General features: G+C 67.9%; 28 protein-coding genes. 8 read left to right on the top strand and 20 right to left on the bottom strand.

All coding sequences use genetic code 11. The annotated features are described in order from the left end of the window. Positions 1-51 precede the first annotated feature (51 nt). The 11 genes from ACWDTS_RS14060 to ACWDTS_RS14010 form a co-directional block, all read right to left on the bottom strand. Entirely contained in the window at positions 52-615 is a 564-nt protein-coding gene (locus tag ACWDTS_RS14060; protein ID WP_450118418.1) for a hypothetical protein, read from the bottom strand. 56 nt (positions 616-671) lie between these two features. After that, positions 672-824, bottom strand: a complete 153-nt coding sequence (locus tag ACWDTS_RS14055) for a hypothetical protein (RefSeq protein WP_254584554.1) — start codon at positions 822-824, stop codon at positions 672-674. 344 nt (positions 825-1168) lie between these two features. Next, positions 1169-1984 (bottom strand): N-formylglutamate amidohydrolase, encoded by an 816-nt coding sequence (locus ACWDTS_RS14050; RefSeq protein ID WP_450118417.1) that lies wholly within the window; start codon positions 1982-1984, stop codon positions 1169-1171. A gap of 112 nt (positions 1985-2096) precedes the next feature. Beyond that, positions 2097-2534, bottom strand: a complete 438-nt coding sequence (locus ACWDTS_RS14045) for a helix-turn-helix domain-containing protein (RefSeq protein ID WP_450118416.1) — start codon at positions 2532-2534, stop codon at positions 2097-2099. A gap of 93 nt (positions 2535-2627) precedes the next feature. Next, the gene (locus tag ACWDTS_RS14040; RefSeq protein ID WP_024100336.1) at positions 2628-2846 is read right to left on the bottom strand and encodes a hypothetical protein; all 219 of its coding nucleotides are present in this window, start codon (positions 2844-2846) and stop codon (positions 2628-2630) included. A gap of 100 nt (positions 2847-2946) precedes the next feature. Next, positions 2947-3417 carry a hypothetical protein gene (locus ACWDTS_RS14035; RefSeq protein WP_450118415.1) on the bottom strand — a complete coding sequence of 157 codons (471 nt, stop codon included), beginning with the start codon at positions 3415-3417 and terminating at the stop codon, positions 2947-2949. Positions 3418-3463: 46 nt separating this feature from the next. Beyond that, positions 3464-3667, bottom strand: a complete 204-nt coding sequence (locus ACWDTS_RS14030) for a hypothetical protein (RefSeq protein WP_450118414.1) — start codon at positions 3665-3667, stop codon at positions 3464-3466. Positions 3668-3892: 225 nt separating this feature from the next. Next, a complete protein-coding gene (locus ACWDTS_RS14025; protein WP_450118413.1) occupies positions 3893-4609 on the bottom strand; it encodes a 3'-5' exonuclease in 717 nt (238 codons plus the stop codon). Between the two features lie 172 nt (positions 4610-4781). Beyond that, a complete protein-coding gene (locus tag ACWDTS_RS14020) occupies positions 4782-5072 on the bottom strand; it encodes a hypothetical protein (RefSeq protein ID WP_450118412.1) in 291 nt (96 codons plus the stop codon). 72 nt (positions 5073-5144) lie between these two features. Next, entirely contained in the window at positions 5145-6182 is a 1038-nt protein-coding gene (locus ACWDTS_RS14015; RefSeq protein WP_450118411.1) for a DUF3560 domain-containing protein, read from the bottom strand. Positions 6183-6240: 58 nt separating this feature from the next. Next, on the bottom strand, positions 6241-6828 hold the full coding sequence (locus tag ACWDTS_RS14010) for a hypothetical protein (RefSeq protein WP_450118410.1): 588 nt from the start codon (positions 6826-6828) through the stop codon (positions 6241-6243). A gap of 193 nt (positions 6829-7021) precedes the next feature. Here ACWDTS_RS14010 and ACWDTS_RS14005 point away from each other — a divergent pair, with 193 nt between their 5' ends. Together ACWDTS_RS14005 and ACWDTS_RS14000 are read left to right on the top strand one after the other, a co-directional pair. Continuing rightward, positions 7022-7291 (top strand): helix-turn-helix transcriptional regulator, encoded by a 270-nt coding sequence (locus tag ACWDTS_RS14005; RefSeq protein ID WP_450118409.1) that lies wholly within the window; start codon positions 7022-7024, stop codon positions 7289-7291. A gap of 57 nt (positions 7292-7348) precedes the next feature. Further along, positions 7349-7567, top strand: a complete 219-nt coding sequence (locus ACWDTS_RS14000) for a hypothetical protein (RefSeq protein ID WP_450118408.1) — start codon at positions 7349-7351, stop codon at positions 7565-7567. A 50-nt stretch (positions 7568-7617) separates the two neighbouring features. Here the strand turns inward: ACWDTS_RS14000 and ACWDTS_RS13995 are convergent, their stop codons facing one another. The 9 genes from ACWDTS_RS13995 to ACWDTS_RS13955 form a co-directional block, all read right to left on the bottom strand. Beyond that, positions 7618-7893, bottom strand: coding sequence for a hypothetical protein (locus ACWDTS_RS13995; protein WP_450118407.1), 276 nt, complete (start codon positions 7891-7893; stop codon positions 7618-7620). 257 nt (positions 7894-8150) lie between these two features. After that, positions 8151-8504: a hypothetical protein gene (locus tag ACWDTS_RS13990; protein WP_217580512.1), complete on the bottom strand. Its 354-nt coding sequence runs from the start codon at positions 8502-8504 to the stop codon at positions 8151-8153. Continuing rightward, a complete protein-coding gene (locus ACWDTS_RS13985; protein ID WP_217580656.1) occupies positions 8501-8962 on the bottom strand; it encodes a hypothetical protein in 462 nt (153 codons plus the stop codon). The genes ACWDTS_RS13990 and ACWDTS_RS13985 overlap by 4 nt, the downstream gene beginning before the upstream one ends. 63 nt (positions 8963-9025) lie before the next feature. After that, complete coding sequence (locus ACWDTS_RS13980) at positions 9026-9547, bottom strand: hypothetical protein (protein ID WP_450118406.1); 522 nt, start codon at positions 9545-9547, stop codon at positions 9026-9028. A 46-nt stretch (positions 9548-9593) separates the two neighbouring features. Further along, positions 9594-10247: a hypothetical protein gene (locus ACWDTS_RS13975; RefSeq protein WP_450118405.1), complete on the bottom strand. Its 654-nt coding sequence runs from the start codon at positions 10245-10247 to the stop codon at positions 9594-9596. 69 nt (positions 10248-10316) lie between these two features. Then, on the bottom strand, positions 10317-11609 hold the full coding sequence (locus ACWDTS_RS13970; RefSeq protein ID WP_450118404.1) for an insoluble domain protein: 1293 nt from the start codon (positions 11607-11609) through the stop codon (positions 10317-10319). A 62-nt stretch (positions 11610-11671) separates the two neighbouring features. After that, complete coding sequence (locus ACWDTS_RS13965) at positions 11672-13060, bottom strand: ParA family protein (RefSeq protein ID WP_450118403.1); 1389 nt, start codon at positions 13058-13060, stop codon at positions 11672-11674. 2 nt (positions 13061-13062) lie between these two features. Further along, a complete protein-coding gene (locus ACWDTS_RS13960; RefSeq protein WP_012476952.1) occupies positions 13063-13410 on the bottom strand; it encodes a hypothetical protein in 348 nt (115 codons plus the stop codon). Between the two features lie 109 nt (positions 13411-13519). Next, positions 13520-15676, bottom strand: coding sequence for a type IV secretory system conjugative DNA transfer family protein (locus tag ACWDTS_RS13955; RefSeq protein WP_450118402.1), 2157 nt, complete (start codon positions 15674-15676; stop codon positions 13520-13522). A 1113-nt stretch (positions 15677-16789) separates the two neighbouring features. On the opposite strand from ACWDTS_RS13955, the gene ACWDTS_RS13950 reads away from it, so the two are divergent. From ACWDTS_RS13950 to ACWDTS_RS13925, 6 genes are all read left to right on the top strand, one after another. Continuing rightward, positions 16790-17098, top strand: a complete 309-nt coding sequence (locus ACWDTS_RS13950; RefSeq protein WP_217580502.1) for a hypothetical protein — start codon at positions 16790-16792, stop codon at positions 17096-17098. A 42-nt stretch (positions 17099-17140) separates the two neighbouring features. Further along, entirely contained in the window at positions 17141-17539 is a 399-nt protein-coding gene (locus ACWDTS_RS13945; protein WP_450118401.1) for a hypothetical protein, read from the top strand. Next, positions 17536-20601, top strand: coding sequence for an ATP-binding protein (locus ACWDTS_RS13940; protein ID WP_450118400.1), 3066 nt, complete (start codon positions 17536-17538; stop codon positions 20599-20601). The genes ACWDTS_RS13945 and ACWDTS_RS13940 overlap by 4 nt, the downstream gene beginning before the upstream one ends. A 98-nt stretch (positions 20602-20699) precedes the next feature. Next, positions 20700-22760 (top strand): hypothetical protein, encoded by a 2061-nt coding sequence (locus ACWDTS_RS13935; RefSeq protein ID WP_450118432.1) that lies wholly within the window; start codon positions 20700-20702, stop codon positions 22758-22760. Beyond that, positions 22760-23602, top strand: a complete 843-nt coding sequence (locus ACWDTS_RS13930) for a hypothetical protein (protein ID WP_231414588.1) — start codon at positions 22760-22762, stop codon at positions 23600-23602. The genes ACWDTS_RS13935 and ACWDTS_RS13930 overlap by 1 nt, the downstream gene beginning before the upstream one ends. After that, complete coding sequence (locus tag ACWDTS_RS13925; protein ID WP_450118399.1) at positions 23599-25197, top strand: NlpC/P60 family protein; 1599 nt, start codon at positions 23599-23601, stop codon at positions 25195-25197. The genes ACWDTS_RS13930 and ACWDTS_RS13925 overlap by 4 nt, the downstream gene beginning before the upstream one ends. Positions 25198-25307: the final 110 nt, after the last annotated feature.

Genomic DNA, 25307 nt, shown 5'->3' with positions numbered 1-25307 from the left:
CCGACACACTCGGTTGCGGGGACGGATTCGAGCCACAGCACGCCGCGCCGATCAACTCGGCCGGTACCGCTGCGCGCGAGCGATGCCGTCGTCGTAGTCCTCGACGTACTCCCCCGCCCCGGGCGTGTACTTGCCGTCAACACAGTTGGGGTCGTAGGCCATGAACACCACATCGGGGCGGCCGTTATTGAACGCGCGGAAGGTCTCGTAGTCCCAACCGTCGGGGGCGTAGTCGTCGTTCCACCTCAGTCGTGCCACAGGCACGAACCCGGCATCGGCGTACAGGTCCGGAAGCACGGTGTCGAAGCAGTCCAGCCGGTGCCCGCCGAGCGCGGTGGCGTGCCGGAGCATGGCGCGGGCCGCGCGCGGGTGTGCGCAGTCCTTGTGCGCGAACACCGACACGATCTCGTCGCCTTTGAGCGCGACACCGGCCTTGCCGTCGTCGGTCACCAGCAGCCGCATGGTCCGGTATTCGTCCTCGTCGTAGACGTACACCGACGCCGCGTGCGGATTCTTACGGGTCAGCTCGAGCATCTGCTCGCGGTACAGACCGCAATCGTCCGGTGCGAGCTCGTGCAGTGGCGGCGCAGACAACCCACGGGACTCGAGCTTCACGCGCACGGAGTCAGATAGGGTGTGCGTCGCGACCGGGGTGATCTGCCGGCCGTTGATCAGAAGCCGAGGGCTTCGGCCTCCTCGATCTTCGGATCGGTCCACCGATCCTCGATCTGCTTCCGCTCGGCTTCCGGAAGGTCCGGACTCCAGCCGAACGTCCTCCAGAACGCTTCGCGCCGCTCCTGCGTCATCGGTTCCTCGTTGCTCATCGTCGGTTCCTTCCTCATCGGTGTGTTCTGTCCGGGCACGGCGCAGCGCGTCGACCTGTTCGGCTCTGAGCCTTTCAGCGCCCCGCAGACGTACGGTCAGCGCGTCTCGGTCGTGCGGGTCGGTCGCGGCCTCGATCGCGGCACGCAGGTCGTCCTGGCCGCCCGGAGTGGAGTCGTACAACGCCAGGGTCTGCGCGTAATCGGCTTCGGCGGCGGCGAGGCGGCGTTGCACCCGCGTGTGCGTCGGATACTCGGCCAGCCGAGCGCGGGCCGTCGCGACGCGCGCGGTGACCTGCTCGAGACGGGCGCGCATGTGCGGGGTGCAGCGCGGGCCGGGTTTGGGTTTACACATTCGCGGCCACCTGCGCGGCGACCTGATCGATCACGGTAGCGAGGGCGCGACCGAGCCGGTCGACGCGCGCGGGGTCGGGGGTGCGCGGGTCGGTGAGGTAGACGTCGCGGCGCAGTTCGATCATCACCGAGATCACGCGCTCGTCGCGGCCGTAGTGACGCAGCGGCACGTAACTTCCTGCGTACGGTGTGTTCTCGCCGATCCGGTCGATCTCGGTCAGGGACGCGAATGCGCCACGGACGGCCTCGGTCAGCCAGGGCGGGGTGTGTACCCGGTCGGTGCCGATACACAGCGCGGGGCGCGCGGCGCTCGGGTCCTCGAAACCGGACGGGGTGGCGGGGTAGGAGTGCAGGTCGATGAGCACCGCTCGACCGCACGTGCACAGACGGTCGTCGACGGCGGCGGTGACCGCGTCGGCGTAGGGACGGAAATAGGTATCGATCAGCTCGGCGGTGCGGGGATACGGTTCGGCGCGCAGCGGTGCGCCGGTGCAGGTGCGGGTGTAGACCGCGCCCCGGCCGAACGCGGTGGCCGGCTCGTCGGCGTCGGTGAACCGTTCCGGATCGATCACCAGCCGCGAGAGTGTGTTGACCACGGCGGTCGGCCGCAGGCGGCTGTGGCGTCGCGCGGCCGCCGCGATCTCGTCGGTGGCGGTGTCGGTGGATTCGTCGAGTTCGGCGCCCAGCTCGACGTCGGTGGGGATCAGGTCGGCACGGATCTCGGGCGGAATGACGCGGGAGGCGTGCGGGACGTGGATGAGCACCGGGCACTGGCGATCTCCCGGGAGGACGAGCGGTGAGGTGGGCATGGAGGTCCTTGTCGGTTCTGTGGCGGAGGTCGAGCGGTGAGCCGGGCACGACAGCGTGCCCGGGGACGCGAATTGTCCTCGAGAAGGCCACGTTCGACCAACAGGGTGGCGCTCACGCGCTGCGCTGGGAGAGGGCGCGCACAGACGATTCCCGCACGATCCAGGTGCCGCCGACACGGACGGCGGGCAGCCGCTGGGTGGAGATCGCCTTGATCACGGCCTGGCGGCTGATTCCGAGCCGGTCGGCGGCCTCCTGCACCGACAGCAGCGGCGGCAGATCCACGCCGTCGAGCAGGCGGTCGTAGTCGGCGGTGAGCAGCACGCGCACCGAGCGCAGCGGCCACGGGTAGGTCTTGAGGATCGCCAGCGCGGTGGAGTTGGCCTGCCGTACCGACTCGGCCGGGACGGTGAAGATCACCTCGGCGTGGCCGAGTTCGGAGCGTCCGGCCGCGCCGCTGTAGTCCGCGATGGGGTCGAGTAGCTGCTCGGCGTTCTCCGGTCCGAACTCGGTGTCGAGTTCGGCGATGACGTTGTAGGACTGTGCGGTCACGGTAGGTATTCCTCTCGGGTGCGGATCGGTTCGGTCGGTGGTGGACAATGGGGTCGGGCCGGGGGTGATATCAGCACCCCCGGCCCTTGATCGTCAGCGACGCGGTGGCCACTGAAATCCCGCGCGTTTGAGCGGGGCGAGACCGTTTCGGAACGCCCGCGGATCGCTCGCGGTGGCCGAGAACGTCGTGATCAGCGCGTCGTCCTTGTAGACCATCAGGTGGCTCTTGGCTCGGCGAACCACGAAACCTGCCTCCTCGACCGCCTTGAGGATCTTGCGGGTGTCCTTGTCGATCCCCTTGTACTTGTCCATCCTCCACCTTCCGTTGCCATACGACAACTTAATACTACATCGTTGGTTGTCATATGACAACCTCAAATGCGAACGAGCCCGTGACCTGCGCCTACGCGCATCACAGCGGAAAGTTGTGGACACGCACCCGCTCCGGAACAGCACCCAACCCCCAGGACCGCGCCGCGCGGGCCACCGCAGCAGGGATCTCGACCGCCGATGCCGATGCAGCGAACCGTTCCGAAGCATCGAGCAGGTACAGCCCGCGCTCGGCGTCATGGACGGCCGGGTGCAGATACCAGGTGACCCCGCGCGGAGCGCCCAGCCAACCCGTGGTGAACACCGTGCGAGTGCGGCCGTCCCGCTCAATGGTGGCCACCTCGATTGCCCAGTCGACCGCGACCAGCGCGTACAGCGGCACGCCGATCACCCCGACCTCCGAAGCCGAACTCTGCGCACCCGCGAACGGCTGCGCCAGCGCGCCACGCTGCGGATGACGCGGGAAGCTTTGGACGCCGCCGACAATGAGCGCGGCGGCTCCGTCGACCTCGGTGGCGAAACCGGTGGGCAGTGCGGTAGCCGGTGCAGTCATGGGCGTTCTCCTGTACTGGAGTGTGGATTCGAGATCGGCAGGCACATCAGGCGGCGGCGCGCGCGGCGACGCCCACCTCGATGTCGAGAGCATCGACGTGCCGGGCGATGGTGCCGTCGGCCAGGCGCACGTCGGCGACCCGGCCGCCGAAGAAGTCGGTTCGGTACTCGAGGATTTCGGCGACCTCGGTGCGCACCGGAGTTCCGGTGATGGTGACGGTGATGAGTTCTGCAACAGGGGTATTCGACATTTCCTTCTCCTTCGTTCGGCGTTCCGGACAGGAGTTACTATACAAATATCATTTGTATTGTTGCAACCCCTTGGCCGTCACTCCCCCCGCTCGCATCCCTCCGGGACGTACCGTCACCGCAGATCAACGCATCTTTCGAGAACCAGAAAACCGACAACAAAATGCCGGGCGCAGGGAACGCTTCCCCACACCCGGCCTTGACCGCCGGCCACCCGGCGGGACGTGTCATCTATGCAGACGTCGTCCGGGTGATCGACTGTCGACGGCCACCTCTCGAACTTCCTCCCTGGCACGGATCGCCAAGGCAGCAGACCCCTCGGTATCGGGTCGCCCATCGGCGAGCATCCGAAGCACCGCGCGGGTCGCGCGCACATCGGCGAGCGCGCGATGGCCACCGCCGAGCCGCAGACGGCCGTCGAGTCCCAATCCGAGCGCTTCGCAACGGCGGGCCATCACGCACTGCCAGCGGGCCGGCTCGGCCAGATGCGCCGGATCGATACCCTCCCGTCGACAGTCGTGCAGCACCCGGCCCCGGTCAAACTTCGCGTTATAAGCGAGCACCACACGGTTCTTCGTTGCCGCCGCGAGCTCAGGGAAGACCTCCGACCAGCGCGGTGCACCGGCCAGATCCGTAGCAGTCAGTCCGTGCACTTCGACCGCTCCAGGCTCGATCTCGACCGGTGAGCAGTCCACGAGCGTGTCGAGCAGCACCTCACCGGTCGCGGCGTCGATCACGGCGATCTCGATGATCGACCCGTCCAGCCCGCTGGTTTCCACATCGACGATGCAGGCCGCACCGTCCGCGAGCACGGCATTCGCCCACGCGCGCGGCGTGCGTATCTGTAACGGCATTGCACCTCCTCGGTCTCGATCATGATCGGCGAGCAACACCGCGCCGCAGCGGGGACGCATTTCGACCTCGCCAGCGGGGCCGGTTGTCACCGTGGGACATGCCGTCTGCGCTGGTCACAGGGCTGTATCGGCCACCGCGGCCCCTGTGTGCGGGTGTTCCAGGGCGCGAACGGCCACCCCCTGCCCCGAAATGGCCAGCGCCGGCGACCTGACGGGACGTGTCGTCACAGCAGGTCACGGGCATTTTCGGGCGTTGAAGCGGTTACACGCCTGGGGCCAGCTCGGCGTCGACTTCGAGCCGGTAGCCCCGACCCGATGCGGTGGTGTGCAGGCTGTCGATGTTGATCGACACCACCCTCCCGGGTTCGGTGACCTGCCCGGTCTCGGTGTCGTGCGAGCGGATGACGGTGCACACCGCGCGCGAACCCAGGTTCCCCTCGCGAACGAGGTCGTCGATGCGCAGCGTCCGCACGGTGGTGCGGCGCGGATCGTCCGTCCACAGCTGCCCGACGGCGATCTCGTCGCCGTGCCGGTTGGTGAGGGTCTTGGTCATGTGGTCTCCCATCGTGTCCAGGTCGCAAGGTCGGGGCGCTCGGGCTGTCCGAGCGCCCCGGGAAGCAGCAGTTCAGGCAGCGTCAGGCCCGGTGTCGGTGCCGGTGTCGACCACCCGCGCGCCGTCGACGATGCGCACCCCGTTCCCATCGCCGTCACGCAGCCCGCGGATCTCGCTGTAGGGGACGCGATCTGTCCACGAACCTCCGACGATCGAGCCGATGGTCACCGTCTTCGCATTGACCTTGAGGACACGGTGGAAGTGCCCGACGTAGAAGACGCGGTCCCCGGCCGCGACGACGTCCCGGCTGTAGGCGGTCGCGGTGCCTGCGTCGATCTGGTGTGCGCGCACGCCTTCCCAGTAGGCGAGCTCGTCGGCGATGTGCTCGATCTCGGCGAGTACCCGCTCGCGGTAGTCCCCGCTCGCAGCCTCGTGGGTCTCGACGTACTTCTGGCCGGTCTGCTTGTTGGTGTGCAGGGTCCGGGTGTATCCGTCGCGGTCACGTTCGAGGCGGCGCAGCTCGGCGGTGAGCTTGTCGATCCGCCGCGCGACCGTGACCGGTGCATAGCGACGATCGGTGGTCTTGGCGGCGGCATCGACGCGCCCCCGCGCGGTTGCGGCCTCACGTTCGGCTGCCACGGCCTTGCCGAGCGCGTTCCACGACTTCTCCACCGCGCGGCGGTGCCGGGTCTCGCTGTGGTGGCCGACTTTGATCGGTTCGCCGCCCTCGGGCAGCGCATCATGTGCGGCCTGGTCTGCGGCCCACGCGGCCTCGGCAGTGCCGGCCTTGCGGTCGGCCTTGGCATCGAGCGCATCGACGCGGGCGGCCTGGCGGGCGATCTTGTCGGCTTCGACGTCGGCGGTGGGCCGGTAGGTGTCGTCGATGTCGACGTCGACGGTGAAACCGGCTGCGCGCAGCGCGGCGGCCGTCGCGTTGATCTGGGTGCGCTTGGCGCGGCGATCCCGCGACTGCGGGATGTACCAGGACCCGAGGTTCCGGGACCAACGCCAGCGCTGAGTCTTCAGGATCTCGGCGGAGCCGTCGCCACGGCTCGTGCCATCGATGAGAGTGCCCTCGGCGTGAGTGTGGGTGATGGTCAGTGCGGACATGGGCGGTCCGTCCTTTCTCAGGGGAGGGTGTGCAGGTCGGAGGGGGCGCAGTGGTGGATCAGCGCACGAACCGCCAGGCCGAGCGCACGGCGCGAGCACCGGGCACCTTGCGGACGGCGAGGTTGCCCGCGATCTTGGCTGCGCGCTTGCCGTACACGACGCCGCGCGAGGGTCCGGCCGGACGGACGGGGACGCGTTTGGCCACGGGGCGGACAGGCAGGGCCGGGACGGTGGGAGCGGTGTCGGCGGTCAGTTCCCGCTCCCACTGCGCGAAGTCGTCGACCGGGGGCTGAATCCGGTCGGGGGTCGACTCCGGCGTGCTGCCCGTGACAGGGCGGCGTGCATGGCGGTGCTCGTAGCCACGGACCGGATCGAGATAGCGCAACGGGGTGCGGGTCACGATGTTCTCGGCCAGGCGCGAGGACCACTGGCGGGTCTTGTAGGCGGACAACAAGTGTCCGGCCAGCCACAGCAGCGCACCGGTGGCGAGCATCGGCAGGCGGGTCGAGACCGGGTCACCGGCGACGATCGACATCAGGGCGAGGGCGACCATGAGGACACCGACGAAGCGGGCGCACGGTGCACCGATCTTCCAGATGAGCAGTGCGGCAAGGGATACGGCTGCAATGGTGGCGATAATCGACATTCCGGTTTCCTTCCCGTGGTGCATCTTCCGGGACTAACCTTACAATAGTGATTTGTATTGTTGCAACCCGGAACGGTCGGTCTTCGCCCGGCGCACACTTCAACGACACAAGCAAGGTATGTAAAGTTTGCGACACCACCCGACAGGCACACCACGATCGCCTACCCGAGAGACGAAAGGCACGGACCCCGCAATGGCCAACCCGAACCGACTCACCGCCCAGCAGTGCGTCGACCTACTCAAAGAAGAAACCGGCGACGAAATCAAGCCGGTGACCTTCCACGCCTACGTCCACCGCGGCCACGCCCCCAAACCGGTCGAGAAGATCGGCAACACCCCACTGTGGAAGCGCAGCGAGATCGTCGAATGGGCCCGCAACCGGCCAGGACGCGGCGCACGCACCGACCTGCGCAAGCCACGCCGGCGCACCACCAGCGCCGACACCGCCGACACCGCCGAATAGTCCGCAGGACACAGAAGGTCGAGAGCGAGCGGCTTGTCCCGACGCAACTTGTTCTACATGCGGCCCTTCGCCGAGGCGTGGCCCCAGGAAATAGTGCAACAGCCTGTTGCACAACTTCCGTGGGTCCATGTCACCGCGGAAGTTGGACAACCTGACCGACGCCCGCGAACGCACCTGATATGCCACCCAGGCCGCCGAGCACGGCTGATCCCGCAACGTCCTCGCCCACCAGATCGAAGGGCACCTGCACCGTCGGATCGACGCAGCCCCGTCTAATTTCCCGATCACCTACGGCAGGCATTGATCTCGGCGGGTGTGCGTACAGGTCAGTGCTCCGCCAACGCGTCGAGGAGCGCGTCGTAGTCCTCGCCGGTGAGGAACCCGTCCCGCAGGGCCCGTCCGACCTGCAGGGTGACACTTCCCTCCACGGCAGGGTTTCCGTCGTCGGCCCACGCGACGGGGCTGGGCTCGGCGGGGCGTTCGTACACCCAGTCGGCCAACTCCCGCATCATCGTGGCGCGCGGGATCTCGCCGGCGGCGTACCGGACGGCGATCTCGTACGCGGTGCCCCCCGTGTGTACCGGGCCGCAGATCGGGAGCATCGATGCGGGCGCGGCGCAGCATGTCGCTGATCGTCGGCTGGCTCACACCGACGATCTCGGCCAGGCGCACCCGAGTGAAACCCCGCTCATGGAGCTGCCGCAGATGCCGCAGGTAGGCGATGTGTGCGGCCGTTTCGCGGGCCTTCTCCCGGCCCAGATCCGCGAGGAGCTGCTCATCAGGGTTCGGCATCGTCGTCGTCACGGCGCACCTCCTGCCGGCGTCACATGCATGAACAGCACGCCCCCGCGCAGAAAGGTCATTCGGTCTGCTTGGGGTGCGCCGTACCTGCGTACTTCAGCCATACAGTGCGCCGCTCGATGTCCAACAAGTACCAAATCCGCCCGCCGGAAGTGACCTCGTACTGCCACTGCGGCATTTCGACTCCGTTGTGCACCCCGGTTGCGAGTCTGCCCTTCAACTGGTGATGGCGCGTCGTCGGTTCCTGCTCAACCGCGCGGTGACGCATCTCCTCGTACGCGACCAACGTGTTCGCCGCAGCCTGCCGGCACAGCTCGTCCCAGCCTTTCGCGGCTTCACTGGTGGCAAATCTCAAATCCCACAGCGACCCGGCAGCCGGCGGCGCGACCCGATCGCCGCGTTTCGGGCTCACAGCTCCGGTGCCGGGACGGCCCCGAAGTCACCCTCGGACGGCGTCGACAGGATACGAGCGAGTTCCGGATCGGCATACACCTCTGCGGTATGGCGCCACGTCTCGATCGTGCATGCCACCGGAGCCGGATTGTCCAGCGACGAACCGGCTCTCAGCGACGCGACCAGTTCGTCGACGAAGTCGGCTGCCTCCTCACTCGACAGGTAGCTCACCCACGGAAATGCCGCTTCGACGACCGTGCGGATCAACTCGCGATTGTCCGAGTGCAGCAAAGCGCCGACCATGGCCGTCGCGGCCGTGAGAACCTCACGTTCCTGATCCGCGCGCACCGCGGTCATCAGGACCAGATCCTCGGCGTCGCGGCGAGTCACCCGGAGTGGCCGTGCGCCGGAGCGCTGCCACTCGGACAACGTCGACTTTCCTTTGTTCTGGATATCCGAGAACGGGACCTCACGCACAGACATACTTTAAAGATACTTTTAAAGTGCCGTTGCGGCAAGCGGGAGGGCGATGTCCCCTGCTCAGCGGCAGTCGACGTGCACCGAGACATACACCCGGCCGCTGTGCTCGCTGCTCCACTCGTCCGGGCCGTCGACGGCCGCGGCGATGTCGAGCTGGTCGGGTTCGGACCAGTCCACCGGCACGGGCGCAGCGATCAACGCGGTGGTGGTGTCGAGCTCGGCGGCCTCGAGCTGCTGGTCGGTGTTGCCCACCGTCAGCACCGGTGAGCCGTATGCGGCGCGGATCGTCCACCCGTGCGGAGCGGTGATCTCGACGGCCAGGTCATCGCCGCGGCCGGTGCAGCGTGCGGTGACATCGTCCGGTCGAGGCGTGGTGATCTCGGTGCCGGAGTGCGTATCTCCCCAGCCGAGGACGATGCTGCCCAGATCGGTGCTGGTACCGGTGACGACCCGGCCACTGAACGAGGTGGACACTGCCGCAGCATCGCGCGGCGCGTCGCCACAGCCGGTCAACACGGCAAGCCCGCTCGCGAGGACCACCCCCGCGAGCGGCGCGCGGCGCATCTGGTCGGTCACAAACATCTCCGGGTGATCCTTTCAAGGCAGCAGTGTCGGCGGCGGGGGCCGGTCACTTGAACACGTCGACGTACCAGCGGCCGTCGATCTTCGCGGTGGTCACGGTCTGGGTGCCGCGCTCGACCGGCATATCGGGACGCATGACCGACAGGTCGACGAGGAACACCCCCTCCGACAGCTCCACGGTGCGCAGGCAGTAGTTGGTGCCCTGCGGGAGCTTGTCGATGAAGGTCTGCAACTCCGGGGCGGGCGTGACCGTCGAGGTCGGGGTGGCCAAGGCCCGCGCGGCGGCGGCGTCGCGGCGGTTGTAGTACGCGTAGTTGAACGCGGCGATCACGCCCGGTCCGCTGCGCTGGTCACCGCGATCGGCGCGGCATTCGCTGGTCGCCTCCGGATCAGCGGCGGCCGCCGGCTCGGGTTCGGCCGGCAGATTCAGCACCGGGAGGCCGTTGTCGCTGGCCGGGTCCTCGATGTCCGCCGACGGGGCCGGCTCGGCGGCGCTGTGGTCTGCGGTGAGCTGGCCGACGGTAATCGCCCCGGCCACCACCACGGCCACCGCCGCCGCGGCGACAGCGGCGGTGCGGCCGGGTCGCCACCGGCCGCGCTCGCCGCGCGGCGACGCCGCCGGCCCCGATGCCGCCGAAGCGGTCAGGGTCGACGACATCGCCGCGGGTGAGGTGGGCGCACCACCGAGAAGGTCGACCACCGCGGGATGGCGAGGGGTCCTCCGTGTGATGTTCGGCTTCCTCATGATGCTGCCCACTTTCTTCTCGACTCAGATACCGAACTGGGTGATTCCGTCGCCGATGGCGTTGGAGATGAGGTTTCCGGCCAGGCCCGGGGTGGCGTCGCCAAAGAACGTCTCGAGGGTCTGGTCGACCTGCTCGACGATCTGCTCGCCGCCCGGCTGTGCCTGCACGACATCGCGGACCTGCGTGTCGATCGCCGGGGCTGTCTCGGTGGTGAACGTCTGCACAGCGTCGACGACGACCTGACCGATCGGGTCCTGCGACCACTGTTCGAGCGTGGCATCGACCTGCTGCTCGACGGCGTCGGCCTCGACGTCGGGGACCTCCGCCTCGATCGGCGTGGCGTCCTCACCGGCGCCGTAGGCCGTGCCGGCAGCGAAACCGGCGGCACCACCGAGACCGGCGCCGATACCGCCGCCGATCGCGCACCCGACGCCCAGGCCACCGGCCGCACCGAGCGCCGTCGCGGCGACGCCGCTGGTGACCGGAGCAGCGCCGGGGATCGGCAGGGGCACCATCGTCCCAGCGAGTGCGCCGCCGATGCCGGCGACCGTGCCGACGACGAGGCTGGTCGGGACACCGACCGCTGCGCACCCGGTGGCCGCGCCGGTGCCGGCACCCAGGGCGGTGCCGGCGACCTGCGCCGAGGCGATGCGTTCGGCTTCGGTGGTCTCGAGGCCGACCGAGCGCCACGCATCGGTGACCTGAGCTTCGATCACCGCGGTGGTGTTGTTGGTGCGTTCGGCGTCGATGTCGGAGACCCAGTTGGGCTGTTCGAACACCACGCGGCCCATGCGCATCTTGTCTTTGGGTGCCTGGATCGGCACGGTCGGTTCGAGCACCGGGGTCGGGGCGTGCAGCCGGCTCCAGTCCACAGCCGGCGTCGCCTCCTCCATGTCGGTATAGGCGCTGTAGCCGCCACCCCCGGAGTAGTCGGTGGAGTAGTCGGTGGAGTAGTCCACGACGGTCACCCCGCCACCGGTCTGCGGGTCGTAGGCGCGCGTGCCCTGGTTGTACTGCGCCGGCGGCGCCACCCAGAAGCTGCTGTCGGCCTTCGGCTCCGCGGCGCTCGGCGCAGGCGTCTCGGCCGCGGTGGTGCCGCCGGTCTGCGCGCCGCTGGTCACACCTTCCTGCGTGGTGCCGCCGGTCACCCCGCCCTGGATCGGCGCGGCCGACGCCGGGCCCGCCACCATCGCGGACATCCCGAACGCAGCGGAGGCCACCGCCAGCGCCGTCGCGGTGGTCTTTGCGGACCGACGGCGATGCCGCCCCTGTGCGCGGCGCGCGGCGCGGTTTCCGATAGTGGTGTCGATGCTCATCTGTACCTCTCGGTGAAAGTAGGTGAAGAAAACAGGGCCCACCGCGCAGCGGGGGCAACGACTCAACCAGCGGCACCACTGCCGATCCGGGTGACGGTCGCCGCGAGCACGGTCAACGCATCGCAGGTCTCGCGCCGCAGCTGGGAGAGCACGATCCGTTCCCCGGACGCGAAGGCCGGCTCGAAGGGCATCCGGCACACCGACACCCCGAGCGCGGTGAACGCCTCGACGGCCTCGGTCTCGACCATCGGCGCATCCCCCGGCCCGTCGGTGATGACGACAACGGTGCGCGCGAGCACATCCGGGCGGACCGCGGAGATCGCAGTGAGGGTGCGCTGTGCGGCCACGGCGGCGTCGCGACGCAGCGGAACGGGCACGACAACCGTGTGTGCGGCGGTGATCGCCCACCGCCAGCTGCCGGAGTGGCTGGAGTTTCCGGTGTCCGCGAGCATCAGGTCGTAGTGCCGTTCGAGGATCGCCCCGAGCGTGGCGGCATCGTCGAAGCTCAACGGCGCCTCGGCCCCGGCCGGTCCTGCCAGGGCGTAGGAGCCGTTCGGTTGGCGGGTCAGGTAGCGCGCGAGAGTGGACGGGCGCACCTGGTGCGGTGCCTGGCCGAGATCCGCGAGCAAGCTCACCGCGTCGTGTCCTGCTGCCGGGGGGACCGCGACCCGATCGGAGAAACTGCCGCCGATCTCGCCGAGGTCCAGGCACGCGGCCGTGGCGGGGCCGCGGTACTCGGCGATGGTCTCGGCCAGAGCGATCGACATCGGGGTCTTGCCGACGCCGCCCTTGAGGTTGACGAAGGTGATCACGGCGCTCTCCGGCAGCGGGCCGGCGATCGTTGCCTGTGCGTCGCGCAGCCGCATTTCGAGCGAGTCCGCCTTCGGGGCCAAGGCGAGGCCGAGCATCGCATTGAGCCGGCCCCGCATCCCGATCCGGGCGGGCAGGTTCGCTGCCGGATTCACGCCCGGTGCGGACAGTGCCGGCAACGCCCCGATCGGGCCTGTGGCCGCGTCTGTGGGCCGAACAGACCGCGCGGTGGGGGTTGCTGCCCGCGCGGGCCGTGCAGTCGCCTGAACAGGCTGTGCGGGCGCCTCGTAGGGGATCGATTCGGCGGCCACGGTCACCGGTCCGGCCGGCGCCGGGGAGCCAGGCTCCGCGGGCGCCGGTTCCGGATCGGTCACCGCGACCGGGATGGGCACGCTCGGGGCGTTCTCGGTGAGCTTGCCGTCGGGGCCGACCGTGAGGAAGCGAGTGTCCTTGCCCGTCCGATAGACGACCTCGACGGCCGCCTGCTGCTCCACTGCGATCGTGCGCACGAACTCGTGCACGACAGCCGCCAGGTTCTTGTCCTCGGTTGCAGCCAGTTCCATCGGCGGCACGGCGGCACCGGCGAGTTGTGCGCGCGCTGTCGTCGCGGAGGTCGCCTCGATTTCCACGGTCGGCGTCATCGTCAGTTCCCGCCGAAGGCACCGGCGCCGGCCAGCGCGGTGTCCATGTCCTCGACGACGGCCTCGGTCTGCTCCAACTCGGCCAACGCCTGCTCGCGGGCCTTGCCCTCGGGCAGCGCTTCGATGACCGCGCGGCGCTTGACGCCGGCCTCGCGGATCTCGGCGAGGCGTTCGCGGGTCAGTTCCTGCTTCTCGTCGAGCTTGGGCAGCCACGCAGGCACCGATGCCTTGAAGTACTCGCGCAGTGCGGCGATGACCGGATCGTTGGCGCCCTTGGCGATGAACGGTCCACGCAGCGCAGCGACATCCTCGGCGGTGGGGGTGATCGACTGGGAGATACGGCGGGTCATGGTGTTCCTTTCGGGGAGTGATTTCGGTGTGATTCGGCGGCGGGCGGACTCTCGGGACGAGAGCCGTCGTGCGGGTCGGGCATCGGCTCGATGCGGCAAGGTCACAAGGTCATGCGGGCGCTCCTACAGAGTCGGGATCGGGCAGTGCCACGACGCCGGTCGCGTCGAAGGTGATGCGGGTCTTGACGCGGCCGGTGCCCACGATCAGAACGGTCGAGGTGACCTCGCCCTTCTTGTTGCGGCGCACCTCGACGTCGTCGACGGTGACCGGCACCAGCTCGCCGTCATCGTCGTCGATGAGCACGGTCTGACCGGCCTGCACACTCGACGCCGGAATGGCATCGGCGAAGTCGTCGTCGTCTGCCTCCGGTTCCGGTGCCGACTCGGGCTCTTCTTTGACCATCGACACCGCGGCATCGTCGCCACGACCCGCCCCGATGACGATCGGTTCGGGGACGCTGCCGTGGCTGCGCGCACGCTTCGCCAGCGCCCGTTCGGATTCGATGAAGTCGGCCAGTTCCGGTGAGTAGCAGGTGAACTGCGGCGCCTCCGCCGGTATCAGGCCGTCGATGATCGCCTTTTCGCTCTGCGAGAGCTGGTTCCACTTGTTCGGATGCTTGTCGACGTTCGGGGTCCACCACATCTGCGCATCGACCGGATTACCGTCGTCCCCGAGGGCGATTCCGCGGCCCTTGACGGAGGTGTCGACCTCGCGCCCGACGGTGGAGTCGCCCCACATCATCAGCGCGCCGTCCTGCGAGAGGTTGCCGAGCGAAATGCGGGTGCCGAAGTTGTCGCGCGCATTGCCCGAGGCGCCGCCGAACAAGGACGCGTCCGGGCGCTGCACCCCGAGCAACAATCGGATGCCGGCCGAGCGGGCGAGCACCGCCAGATCCGCCCAGGCTCCGAGCGGATCGAGTTCTTTGAGCTGCGTCTTGGTTTCGTCGTCGCCGGTCTTGGCCAGGCGTTGCCACTTGCCGGAGAGGATGAAGAACTCGTCGAGCACCGCGATCATCAGCGGCAGCTGGGAGCCTTCGATCTTCATCTGGTGGATGTAGGCGTTGCGGGCCATCATCTCGGTGTGCAGGGCGCGCACGAACATCGCTGCGCGCAGCGCGTCGTAGATGATCGCCCCGCACCCCGGATAGCCCTCGAGGCCATCGAGTTCGATCATCTTCGGATCGACCCCCACGAACGGGATACCGCGCCGCGCGGCCTCGGTGAGCAGGGTGCGGATCACCGAGGTCTTGCCGCCACCGGTGGGGCCGACGATCAGGCAGTGCGGCTTGTTCGAGCTGGTGGACACATCCCAGAACATGATCCGATCGGCCGCGCCGGTCGCATAGGGCAGGTGCCGCAGGTTCTCATCGACCAGTTCGAGGGGGTGGTCCACGCGCGTGGGCATGGCAGTGACGAGGCGCATCACCAGATAGCCCTTGCTGGGGTACCAATCAGTGGTCCAGTTGCGACCGGACTCGTGCTCCCCCGCCAACGAGGCGAGCGCTTCCTCGACTTTCATTTGGAAGCCGGGTGAGCCGGTATTCATCGACTTGTCGAAAGTGATCCGATAGCCGGTCTCGACGGCGTTCTCATCGATCGTTTCGACGGTGACCTTGGGGTCGGAGAAGATCGACGCCGCATCGAGCGCGTCCTGAAGAGCCTTCTGCCGTTCGCTGCGGGTGTCCGGGGCGACCGGGGTGCGGGTGAGGACGAGTCGGTCGCGGTGCGCGTCGTGCCGCACCGTCATCGCCCACGAGTCGCTGCCACCGAATGCCGACTCGACCGCTCGGGAGAATTCCTCGAACTGCTTGGGCCGGATCACCGCACCACGCGGCAGCGTGATCGTCGCGCGGCGCATCGTGCGCCGACCAGCGGACAGCGGAACAGTGACTTTTGTGGGCAGGTGACCGGTGCTCTGCCGGACCATCGATTCGAGCATCTGAGACCACCGGCGGCCGCGGTGACGGGCAAGGTCGAGACCGATCAGCGGTGCGGTCGCTATCGCCAGCGGCCACCGGCAGTCGTGCAGCTGGGTCAGCGCATCCAGAGCCGCGGCGTTGTCGGCAACCGAAGCGATGACGTGCGGGCTGGAGAAGGCGGCTGCGGCAGATACCGCAGTAAGCGGTGAGAACGGCACGAAGCGCGAGGCTCCGGTGGGGCGGCCATCGTCGCCGATGCGGGGGCCGCGAGCGTCGCCACTGTCTCCGACCGTGTCGCGCCACACAGCGACCAACCAGTCTTTGAGTGGGTCTGGAGTTCCGCTCACTGCCTGTGCCTTTCGCTCGTGTCGACGTCGCTGACGATGTGGCTGCCCTTCGGTGGGTGCGAGCAGAGTTACAGAGGGGTGCTGTTTTCACCAACAGGGTGGACACCTTCCGCCCCTTCGAGCGGTGGCATGTCGTGTCGGGACGCCGGCCGCCGATTGACGTGATGTCCAACATGTTCGGCAACCGCTTGAGGCGCGTACACCCGCTGTTCGTTCGATCGCTGCATCGAGCGCTCTTCCACTCGGCTGCGCACCGCTGTTCGGAGCGCTCGAATCAGCGGTCGAAAACCTGTGTGCGCACCGCTGTGCCGAGCGCTCGACATAGCGGGGCGTCGATGCACGTGCGTCGCGCTCTGTCGAGCGCTCGCTGGAGCGGTCGCGCACGGCTCGGAAGAGTGCTCGATTGTGCGAGTAGCCCCGCCTTCACGACCGCTCCGATGAGCGGGCACGACAGCGTTGGACGTCACCGCCGCTGCGCGTGTGTACGACCGGTGCATCGAGCGCTTGAAATAGCGTTCGACGTGGGCGGTCGCGAATAGCGTTGGCGCTCGGCGGAATTCTGAGTTACACTCCCCCCCAAGGAACGCCGGGGGGGAGTGACCCCGGAGGGGTAGGCGCTACGAGCGCTTTTTCGAGCGGTCGAATCCACCGCTCACATCGATCCCCCAATCCACCGCTGATGTCATGCGCTCACACGAGCGCTCTTTCTCCGTGCGCGTACGTCTGATCCGCGCCGCCCTTCTCCCCGCGCTCGATCACCGCCGGGCGATCACCACTGCCGCATCGCGCGAGAGCGGCGCTGGGATAGGCGTACTGGGTACCCATATGAGAGCTACAACTGCTACCGCCCCATAGGCATCGACGAGCGCACCGCTGTGTGGACGCTGAGAGCGGGCTCGTGGACACTGCTACGGCCCACCGTCGGATGCGTCATGTCTGCACCGCATTTCGGGGGCGCTCGACGGTGCGTGTCCGTCTCGTTCGATCTGCTTGTCGACCTCTGCGGACCCACGCGATAGGTGCGGTCACCCTGTTGGGGAAAAACGTCTCGCCGTTTTACGGTCTCGCCCATCCCAACTCGGGTGTATCGACCGAACCATCACTGGAGCGCTCATGTCTTACGCGTCAAGCTTGGCCGAACTGGCGATCACAACGATCTCCACGGGCGACGCACTCGCCCAGACCACCGAGGTCAGCACCACGGGGGTGCGCGCATGGATCGAAGACAACATCGTCTTCACGATTCTCATTCTCATCGCGTGCGTGGTGCTGATGGGTGGCCTGCGCGGCAACCTGTCGAAGGTCGTCTCCGTCGGCGGCCTGTCCGTGGCGGGCATGGCGTATCTGGTCGTCGCGACGAACCCCGACGCGGCGACCGGGATCGGCAGATGGCTCCTCGGTCTGGTCGGCATCCAGGTCTGACCGCTACCTGCAACCACCGGCCGACGACTGAAGGGCACGACCGTGATCGACAACGACGACATGCTGCACCGCGTGGATCGGCACTATCTCGGCCCGACCGGATTCACGCTGCCGTTCCGAGTGCGCTACGGAGCGGTCGGGATCGGTGTGGCCATCATCTTCACCGTCTTCTTCATCGCCCGCGCGATCGTGCACATCTCGCTCGGCTTCCAGTCGATCGTGATCATCCTCGCGCTCGGTGTCGTGCTCACCTCGAAGGTCACGAAATACGTCAACGCCGACCGCCCACTGTGGTCGGTGCTCAAGGCCGCATGGAACGACCTGAACGCCCCGCGCCCGCCCAAGGTCGGCCAGACCGTTGTGCTCCGCATCCCTGCCGCCTTCCACACCCGGCGGAGCGCGCAGGACACCGCGCCGAACGAAGGGAACCTCTCCCGATGACTTTGCAGCCCGACAACGACATCGCGTCGCTGTTCGATCCGAACTTCGACGAGCCCGAACCGGCGATCGTGCCGCCCGGCGCGCTGCCCCCGTCCTGGGCCGCAGCGATGGCAGCGAGTAGAACCACTCCCCCGCCGCCTGCACCTGCTCGGGCCGCGGAGCCGGAATTGGCGTGGTCCCAGGTCCCCGACAGCAGCATCGCCTCCCCCACCGAGGTGAGCGCCGCGCCCCTCGCTGTCGAGGCGGACCGGACGGACAGCAAGCGCAGGGGTGGACGCACGAAGCGCGGCAAGGCCACCGGCGCCGACGCCGAGTTCACCCGCCAGTCCAAGGCCGCCGCCAAGCGCGCCGATCGCGCCCGCAAAGCGGTACGCCTGCAACTGGTCGGTGTGGAAGGCAACATCACCCGCACCCGCAAGCGGTCGACCGCATGGTTCATCCAAGAGCCCGGACCGTGGAACATGCGTCCGGTCGCCCGGCAGCGCCGCTACATCCAGAACGAAGCGCTGGTGCTGGCGAACCTCGCCGACGCCGGCGTGACCGGTCTGCACCGCCGGCTGGTGCGAACCCCGTGGCCGGTGCGCCAATGGGCGCAAGCGCATGACGCGTGGGCCGAACCGATCCCCGACGTTCCTGGTGCGTTGTCGTGGTCGGACTATCTGCGCGGTCAGCAGCACGCGATGCTGTGGGGCAACTCGACCCAGAAAGGCCGCTACTGGGGTGTGGAGCTACCGCCGCGGACGGCGCTGGCGGTCGGACTCGACACCGTCTCCGAATGGCTGCTTCCTGTGATCGATGTGCCACTGCTGGGCCGGGTCGCGAAGCTGGTCCGGTCCTGGGCGCGCACAGCGTTCCTGGGCGAGCAGAAGGCGCTCGCCGATCACCTCGCCACGATCGAACGCATCCTGTCCGGGCAGGGGGTGCGCGCCAAGCCCGCAACGGGTGCGTTGATGGACTATCTGTTGCTGCGCTCGGCCTCGCTCGGATTGCCTCTCGATGCCGAGGGGGTGATCTCCGGTGGCGGTCACTGGGAACAGTCCGATGTCGCTGCGCTCGAAGACCTCACCGATCTGGAATTGACCCCCGGCGACGGGTACACCGCCGTGCGCGGTCAGGTCGGTGGCCGCGACTACACCGGCTACGCCATCGTCCTCACCGTCGGGCGGATGGCGCCGCTGCCGATCCCGGAGCGGATGCTGCCCTGGCAGGTCCTCGGCGACTCGTCCGGTGAACCGCTCGAATGGTCCGAGCGCATCCGCCTGAAGACCAAGAGCCAGTCCATCCACCAGCTGCGCCGGCTCACCGCGCGCATCGAAGCGCAGTTCGATCACTACACCGTCGAACACGATCAGGTCCCACCGCAGGAACTCGCCGAACAGCACGCGCTCGCGCAGCAGGTGATCTCCGACATCGAAGACGACCACTCGGGGCTGTCGGTACGCACCGAGGGCTGGTACCGGGTGCTCGTCGTCGGCTCGACACCGGACGAAGCGAAAGAAAAGGTGTCGATGCTCCAGGAGATGTACGCCCCGCGCATCCGTCTCGAGCAGGAGCACGGCCAGTACCAGTTGCTGCGCGAGTTCATCCCGGGCGAACCGCTCGCCAACATCGCGCACTGCCGGCGCATGAGTGTCGAAGCCGTCTCCGCGGGGATGGCCGCGGTCGGCGACCGGATCGGGGACCGCAACGGTGTGGTGATCGGCGAGACCGCCTCGATCGCACCCCGTCCGGCGGTGTGGGATCTGTTCGCCGCGCACGAGAAGAAGCACAAGTCCGGCTTGACCCCGATCGTGGCGGTGCCCGGCTCGGGCAAGACATTCCTCGCCGGAATGCTCGTCTACCAAGCAGTGCGCGCCGGGGCCTACGGGGTGGTGCTCGACCCGTCCGGGCCGCTCAAGAAACTCGCGCAGCTCCCCGAGTTCCGGGGTATCGCCGATGTCCAAGCATTGACCGGGCGCACCTCCCGCCCCGGCTCCTTGAATCCGTACCGGGTGATCGTCGACCCACGCCGTGACGACCCCGAGTACGACCCCGCCAACCCGGATTACGCCGACGACGCCGATCCTGTCGCCGCCGCCCACGCCCAGTACGAGGCCGACGTACGCGCCGCGCAGGCCGAGCGGATCTCGGTGGCGGTGTCGGTACTCAAGATGATGTTGACCCCCGCCCGCCTCGAGCACGAGTGGACCGAAACCGTCCTTCAGACCGCGGCGAACACCGTCGGCGGCGAACGCCACCACAACCTGCGTGAAGTCCTCGACGCGATCGCCGCGCTCGGCAATGACGACGAGAACGCCGACCTGCGTACCTGCGCGCGCAGCGTGCACCAGGACCTGACGATGATGGCCGATCTCGCCGAGGCCCGAGTGCTCTTCCCCGAGCGCGGAACCACAGGAGACACCGGCGACATCGCAGGCGACAACATCCGGCTGACGGTGCTGACGATGCCCGGACTGCAACTGCCTCCCACCGGTACCGACCCGTCGCAGTGGACCCCGCAGCAGCGCATGGCCGGCCCGCTGATGCACATGGCCGCGTGGCTGGCGAACCGGCTCGTCTACGAGCTGCCGCGCTACGAGCGCAAGGTGCTGTTCCTCGACGAGAACAAGTACCTCGAGCAGACCGGCGCCGGCCGCACCCTGAACCTGCGCATCGCGCGTGACTCGCGCAAGTACAAAGTCCGCGCGCTCGTGTGCTCCCAGCTGCCCGATGACTATCTCGGCGTCGACGGCAGCGACGACAAGTCGGCTCTGACCTACGAGGTCATCATCGGCGATCTCGGCGGTAACGCTCACGCCATCGACGGCGCTCTGAAATTGCTGAACCTCCCCTCTGGGGAAGGCTACGAAGCGTTGCTGGCCGACCTCGGAGGCGGCGGCGAGGACACCTTCGATCCGGACACCAACACCGAGCACTTCGATCAAGCACGCCGGTTCATCGTGAAGATGGCCGACGACATCGAACTGATCCGCTCGGACTGGACCCACTTCGTCCACCTGGCGCACGTGTTCGAGGCGCTGGACTCGCGGGCGACCCGCGCGGCGATGGGCGGCGCCTCATGAGCCCGCAGCCGTTCCGAGCCGACTCGACCGGTCGTTGCCCTTCCCCGCGCCGTTTCGGGTGGCGTACGGGGCTGCTGGCGCGGTTTCTGACCGTGTTGATGCTCGCGGGCATCTCGCTGATCGCAGCGGGCACCGGTGTAGCGGCCGCGGGCGGATTCGACTGCACAGAGGTGCCGACCGCGGAGTTCCCCAACGAGGTCATCGAGACGACCTTCGACTCGTCCAGCGCCCACCGGGCACCCCGGGAAGGGGGAGGTGGCACCGGCTACGAGAGTTACGGGTGGGCCGGGCTGAAGTGGCACACCTACGATCTCGGCTGCGGCGAGGATCTGGTCAAGGCGCCCGGCGCGGTCGCCGACACCACGCTGGGCAACACCTTCCTGACCATCGGCAAATCGCTCGCGGCCGCAGCCTTCTGGCTCGACGACCAGACCCAGACGGGGCAGGACGCCCTCGAGGCGGGTGTTGAGCCCGCCCTGGCCCAGTTCGACCGCATCGTCTATTCCATCTCCGCTGGCATGCGCGGCGTCTACGTGGAGTGGCTGATGATCGCGCTGACCATCGTCGCCGCGATCGTGCTGTGGAAGTCGCTCAAGGCCGACGCCGCCGGCGTCACGAAGACCTCGGCGATCGCCGCGGCCGGACTGATGCTCGGAGCACTGTTCGTCGGTGCACCGCAGAAAGCGGTCCACGTCGCCGACGAGACGTTCGGCGCCCTGATCACCGAGACCCAGGACCAGATCTTCTCGGTCCAGTTCGGCGACGACCCCGGCGGTGGCACCCTCACGAGTGGCCCGACGGATCCGAAGAATGTGCTGATCGATCGGGTGTTTCTCGAGGATTGGCGCAAAGGCTGGTTCGGAACCAACTACGACCAGACGGACGCTGCCGGACTGGGGCCGAAGCTGCGCGATTCGCTGGCCTTCTCGTACGAAGAGCAGGAGCGGGTCAAGAACGATCCGGCCGCCCAGGCCGAGCTCGCCGAGCACAAGTCCGACAAGTTCCGCGAGATCGTCGCATCGCTGGAATCCGACCATCAGTTGTCCTACTACCAATTCCAGGGCAAAGACTCCGGACGTACCTCGACCGGGTTCCTCGGCATGCTCAAACTGGCCATGCCGTCAGTGCTCTGGATCGGCGCCTCACTGCTCAAAATCACCGCACTGCTGGCGATCCGCTTCGCCATCCTGTTCGCGCCGCTGTGGGTGCCGCTCGCACTTGCCGGCGGTGGCTGGCTGGCCCGCATCATGCGGATGCTCGCCACCGCCTACATGTGGGGCGTAGCCGGTGCGGTCATCGTCGCGCTGTACCTGATGGCCCTCGTGCAGCTGTACGGCGTCGACAACGGTCAGGTCGACGGGTCCTGGCGACTGTGGTTCATGATCCTGTTGACCGTTGTGTGCTGGGCGATCATGCGTCCGTTCAAGCGAATGACCCAGACCTTCACCCAGAACAACACGAGCATGGTCAATCGCAAGGCCCGCGAGGCGAAACGCTCCCTCAAGACCAAGGCATTCGCCGCAGCAGGCGCAGCAATCGGCGGGCCCGGCGGGGCAATCGCAGCCAAGGCCGGTGAACGCTTCGCTCGACGGGCTCACGAAGGCGACATCGCCGGTGACGGCGAGGCCAAGGCAGCCTTCGTAGCCAGACCCGAAGGCCGCGGCCTGGGCAACCGCAGGCAGCAGGCACTGACACAGGCACGGTCAGACGCTCGCAAGAGCCGCATCGAACGTCTGGGTCAGGGCACCGACCGGATTGCCGAGCGCGACGCACGTATCGCCAGCATCGCCGCTGTCGCCAGCCGGGACATGGCCCGAGGAGACAATCCCGTGGAGCGCAAGGACACCGAGCGGGCCGCAGCATCCGGCGCCGCAGCGTGGAAGCGCCTGGACAAGGACGAGGTCGAGAACCGCCGTCAAGATCGGCAAGCTCGCAAGGAGATGCTGACAGCGAGCGTCGGGCAGCGCTGGGACGGCGGGGACCGCTCGGCCATCGCACCGATGAAGGTCTACACCCCTACCGGCAATCGCGAGCCGAGTCGAACCCCCCGCCACCTGGCACTCAACTCCGCCAGATCGACGGTGACCACCGCTTCCCGGGCACGGGTCCGGAATGCACCTGCACCGTCCGGCCCCAAGTCGACGGATAGGTACGCCTGATGACGAGGTCCGGACCCAACCCCGTGCTCGCACCGATCCGGCGGTGGGTGCTCTACTCACGTACCAACCTGGCGATTTCGGTAGGTTCTGGCCTCGCTGTGTTGTCGCTGGTCGGAATGATCTTCGGAGAAGATCCGCAGCCTCGATCCGTAGGCAGCACCGCGATAGAAGCTGTTGAGAGCGCGCCGCCCACGACGGCAATCGAGTACAACCTCGACGAGGTCACCGAGTCCGTGGTGGTCGCCAAGTCGGCGTCCTGGGTCGCTTCCAGCGCACCCGCGACCGCGATGGCCTACGCGCACGTCTTCGTCGACACGGCACTTTCCGACGCCGAGTGGACCCGCGCGCTGAGCCGCTACACCGTGGATACGCCCGGTCCAGCCACAGTGGCCGCACGGCCGCGGACTCCGATCGTCATCACCGGCCCCACGACAAGCACCTCGGTGACCGGCGATGCAGAGGCTCCGGCCGCGCAGGTGAGCGTCCCGACGCAGGCGGGAGATCTGTTGGTCTCGGTCGTCGTCGAGGAACTGTCGGATGGCACCCAGCAGTGGGCGGTCACCACTCCGCTGCCGACGCTGGAACTGTCCGAGGTCGAAGACGCCACAAGACCGGCCACGACAACCCCCACGCCCCGGACGTCGACGGATGACGACGCATCTGCACAGTCCACCCCTACGACCAAGTCTTCTCCGCCCTCACCGACGACGACCTCGGAGCCGACGCTCGATCGCGACGACTCCGAGGTGACACCGAGTCGCACCGCCGATCCCACTCCCGTACCGGTTCCGGGCCCGATTCCGATTCCGGAACTCGACACCCCTATCCCGGGGCAGCTGTGAGCGTCCGCCGCGCAGGAAAGGCGCTGTTGCTCGGTGGGGCGGCTGCCGTCGTCATTGGCACGTCCGCGTGCTCGGTGGGCGCGCCGGTGATCCCGCGCGATCCGTGCCGGGTCCTGCCGACCGATACCAGCGGTTCCGCGGAGACTGCACCAGGGGCGTCCGTGCCGGTCTCCGGCCCGATCCAGTTGCCGGTTCGTCCCGGAACAACCACTCACACCTCCGGATTCGGTCCGCGCTGGGGTGGGCAGCATCAAGGCGATGACCTGGCAGGTCCGGTCGGCACGCCGATCCTCGCGGCACTCGACGGGGTGGTCGTCGCCGCCGGGTCCTCGGGGGAAGGGCCAGGGGTCGGATTCGAGAACTGGGTGATCATCGACTCCAACGTCGACGGCTCCCCCGTGAGCACTGTCTACGGGCACATGTTCGCCGACGGCATCCATGTGATCGCCGGCCAGCGAGTGACCGCGGGCGAGCACATCGCCGACATCGGAAACGCCGGCAGTAGCACCGGAGCGCACCTGCACTTCGAGTACTGGCAGGGCGGCCGGTTGCAGGGCGGCACACCGATCGACCCGGTGACCGTGCTGCCCGAGATTGCGCAGCAAAACGGCGGAGCTGCACTGCTCGCCGATGACCCTCACACCAGTGACAGCGAGCGAAGCAGCGACGTGCAGCTCGTCGCCGCGTCCCGTTCGACCGCCGACTGTTCGGGATTCGGTATGGCCGGCGGCGGCAATCTCGCCTTCGGAGCCGTACCGGCCGAGTTCGAGCCGTGGCTGCGGCGCGCAGGCGCGGTGTGCCCGGAGATCGACTCGGCTCTCCTGGCCGCGCAACTCCAGCAGGAGAACAACTTCCGTCACGGTCCGAACGCTCCCGTCTCACCGGCCGGCGCGGTGGGACCGGCGCAGTTCATGCCTGGCACCTGGGCTACCTGGGGCAAGGACCACGATGGTGACGGAACAGCGGACCCGAACTCGATCGGTGATGCGGTGATCTCGCAAGCACACTTCATGTGCGCGCTCTACCAGGACACTTCCGAAGTACCGGGAGATCCGATCGAGCTGACCCTGGCGGCCTACAACGCAGGGCCGGGAGCGGTGCTGCTGCATCGAGGCATCCCGCCTTATGCGGAAACACAGAACTACGTCGCCAAGATCACCGCAGCGCGCGCGGCCTTCACCAACCCGAACTCGCGGGGCCGGTTCATGCCGAATTCCTCGGACGGCAATGGGCAGGTCGTTGCGGCGGCGCGCGAGTACCTGGGCACGCCGTACGTCTGGGGAGGCGGTGGCATTGGCGGGCCCTCCGGCGGTGGGTTCGACTGCTCGGGCCTGACCTCGTTCGCGGTCCATGCGGCCAGTGCCGGCAAGATCTCACTCCCTCGGACCTCCGAGCAGCAGTGGACCGTCGGGGTCGAGGTGCCGATCGAGAAGGCACAGCCGGGCGACCTCGTCTTCGGCAGCTGGGGCCCGGCCGGGCCTGGCCATGTAGGGATCTACTCGGGCAACGGCCAGATGGTCCATGCACCCACTACCGGCGATGTCGTCACCGAAGCACCGCTCCAACCAGGAATGAAAGCCCGCCGAGTGATGTAGGGGACGTGCCATCTTTGCTGCTCAGAGACCTATTTTTGATAGTGGAGAAGTTCTTCGCGCCCCCGGCCGGAACTGCAATCCCTTCCGCCCGTGGGCGCCCGACACCTACG

It is taken from the genome of Rhodococcus sp. NPDC003383, from assembly GCF_053589115.1.
This window is presented reverse-complemented; position numbering and strand designations above follow the sequence as displayed.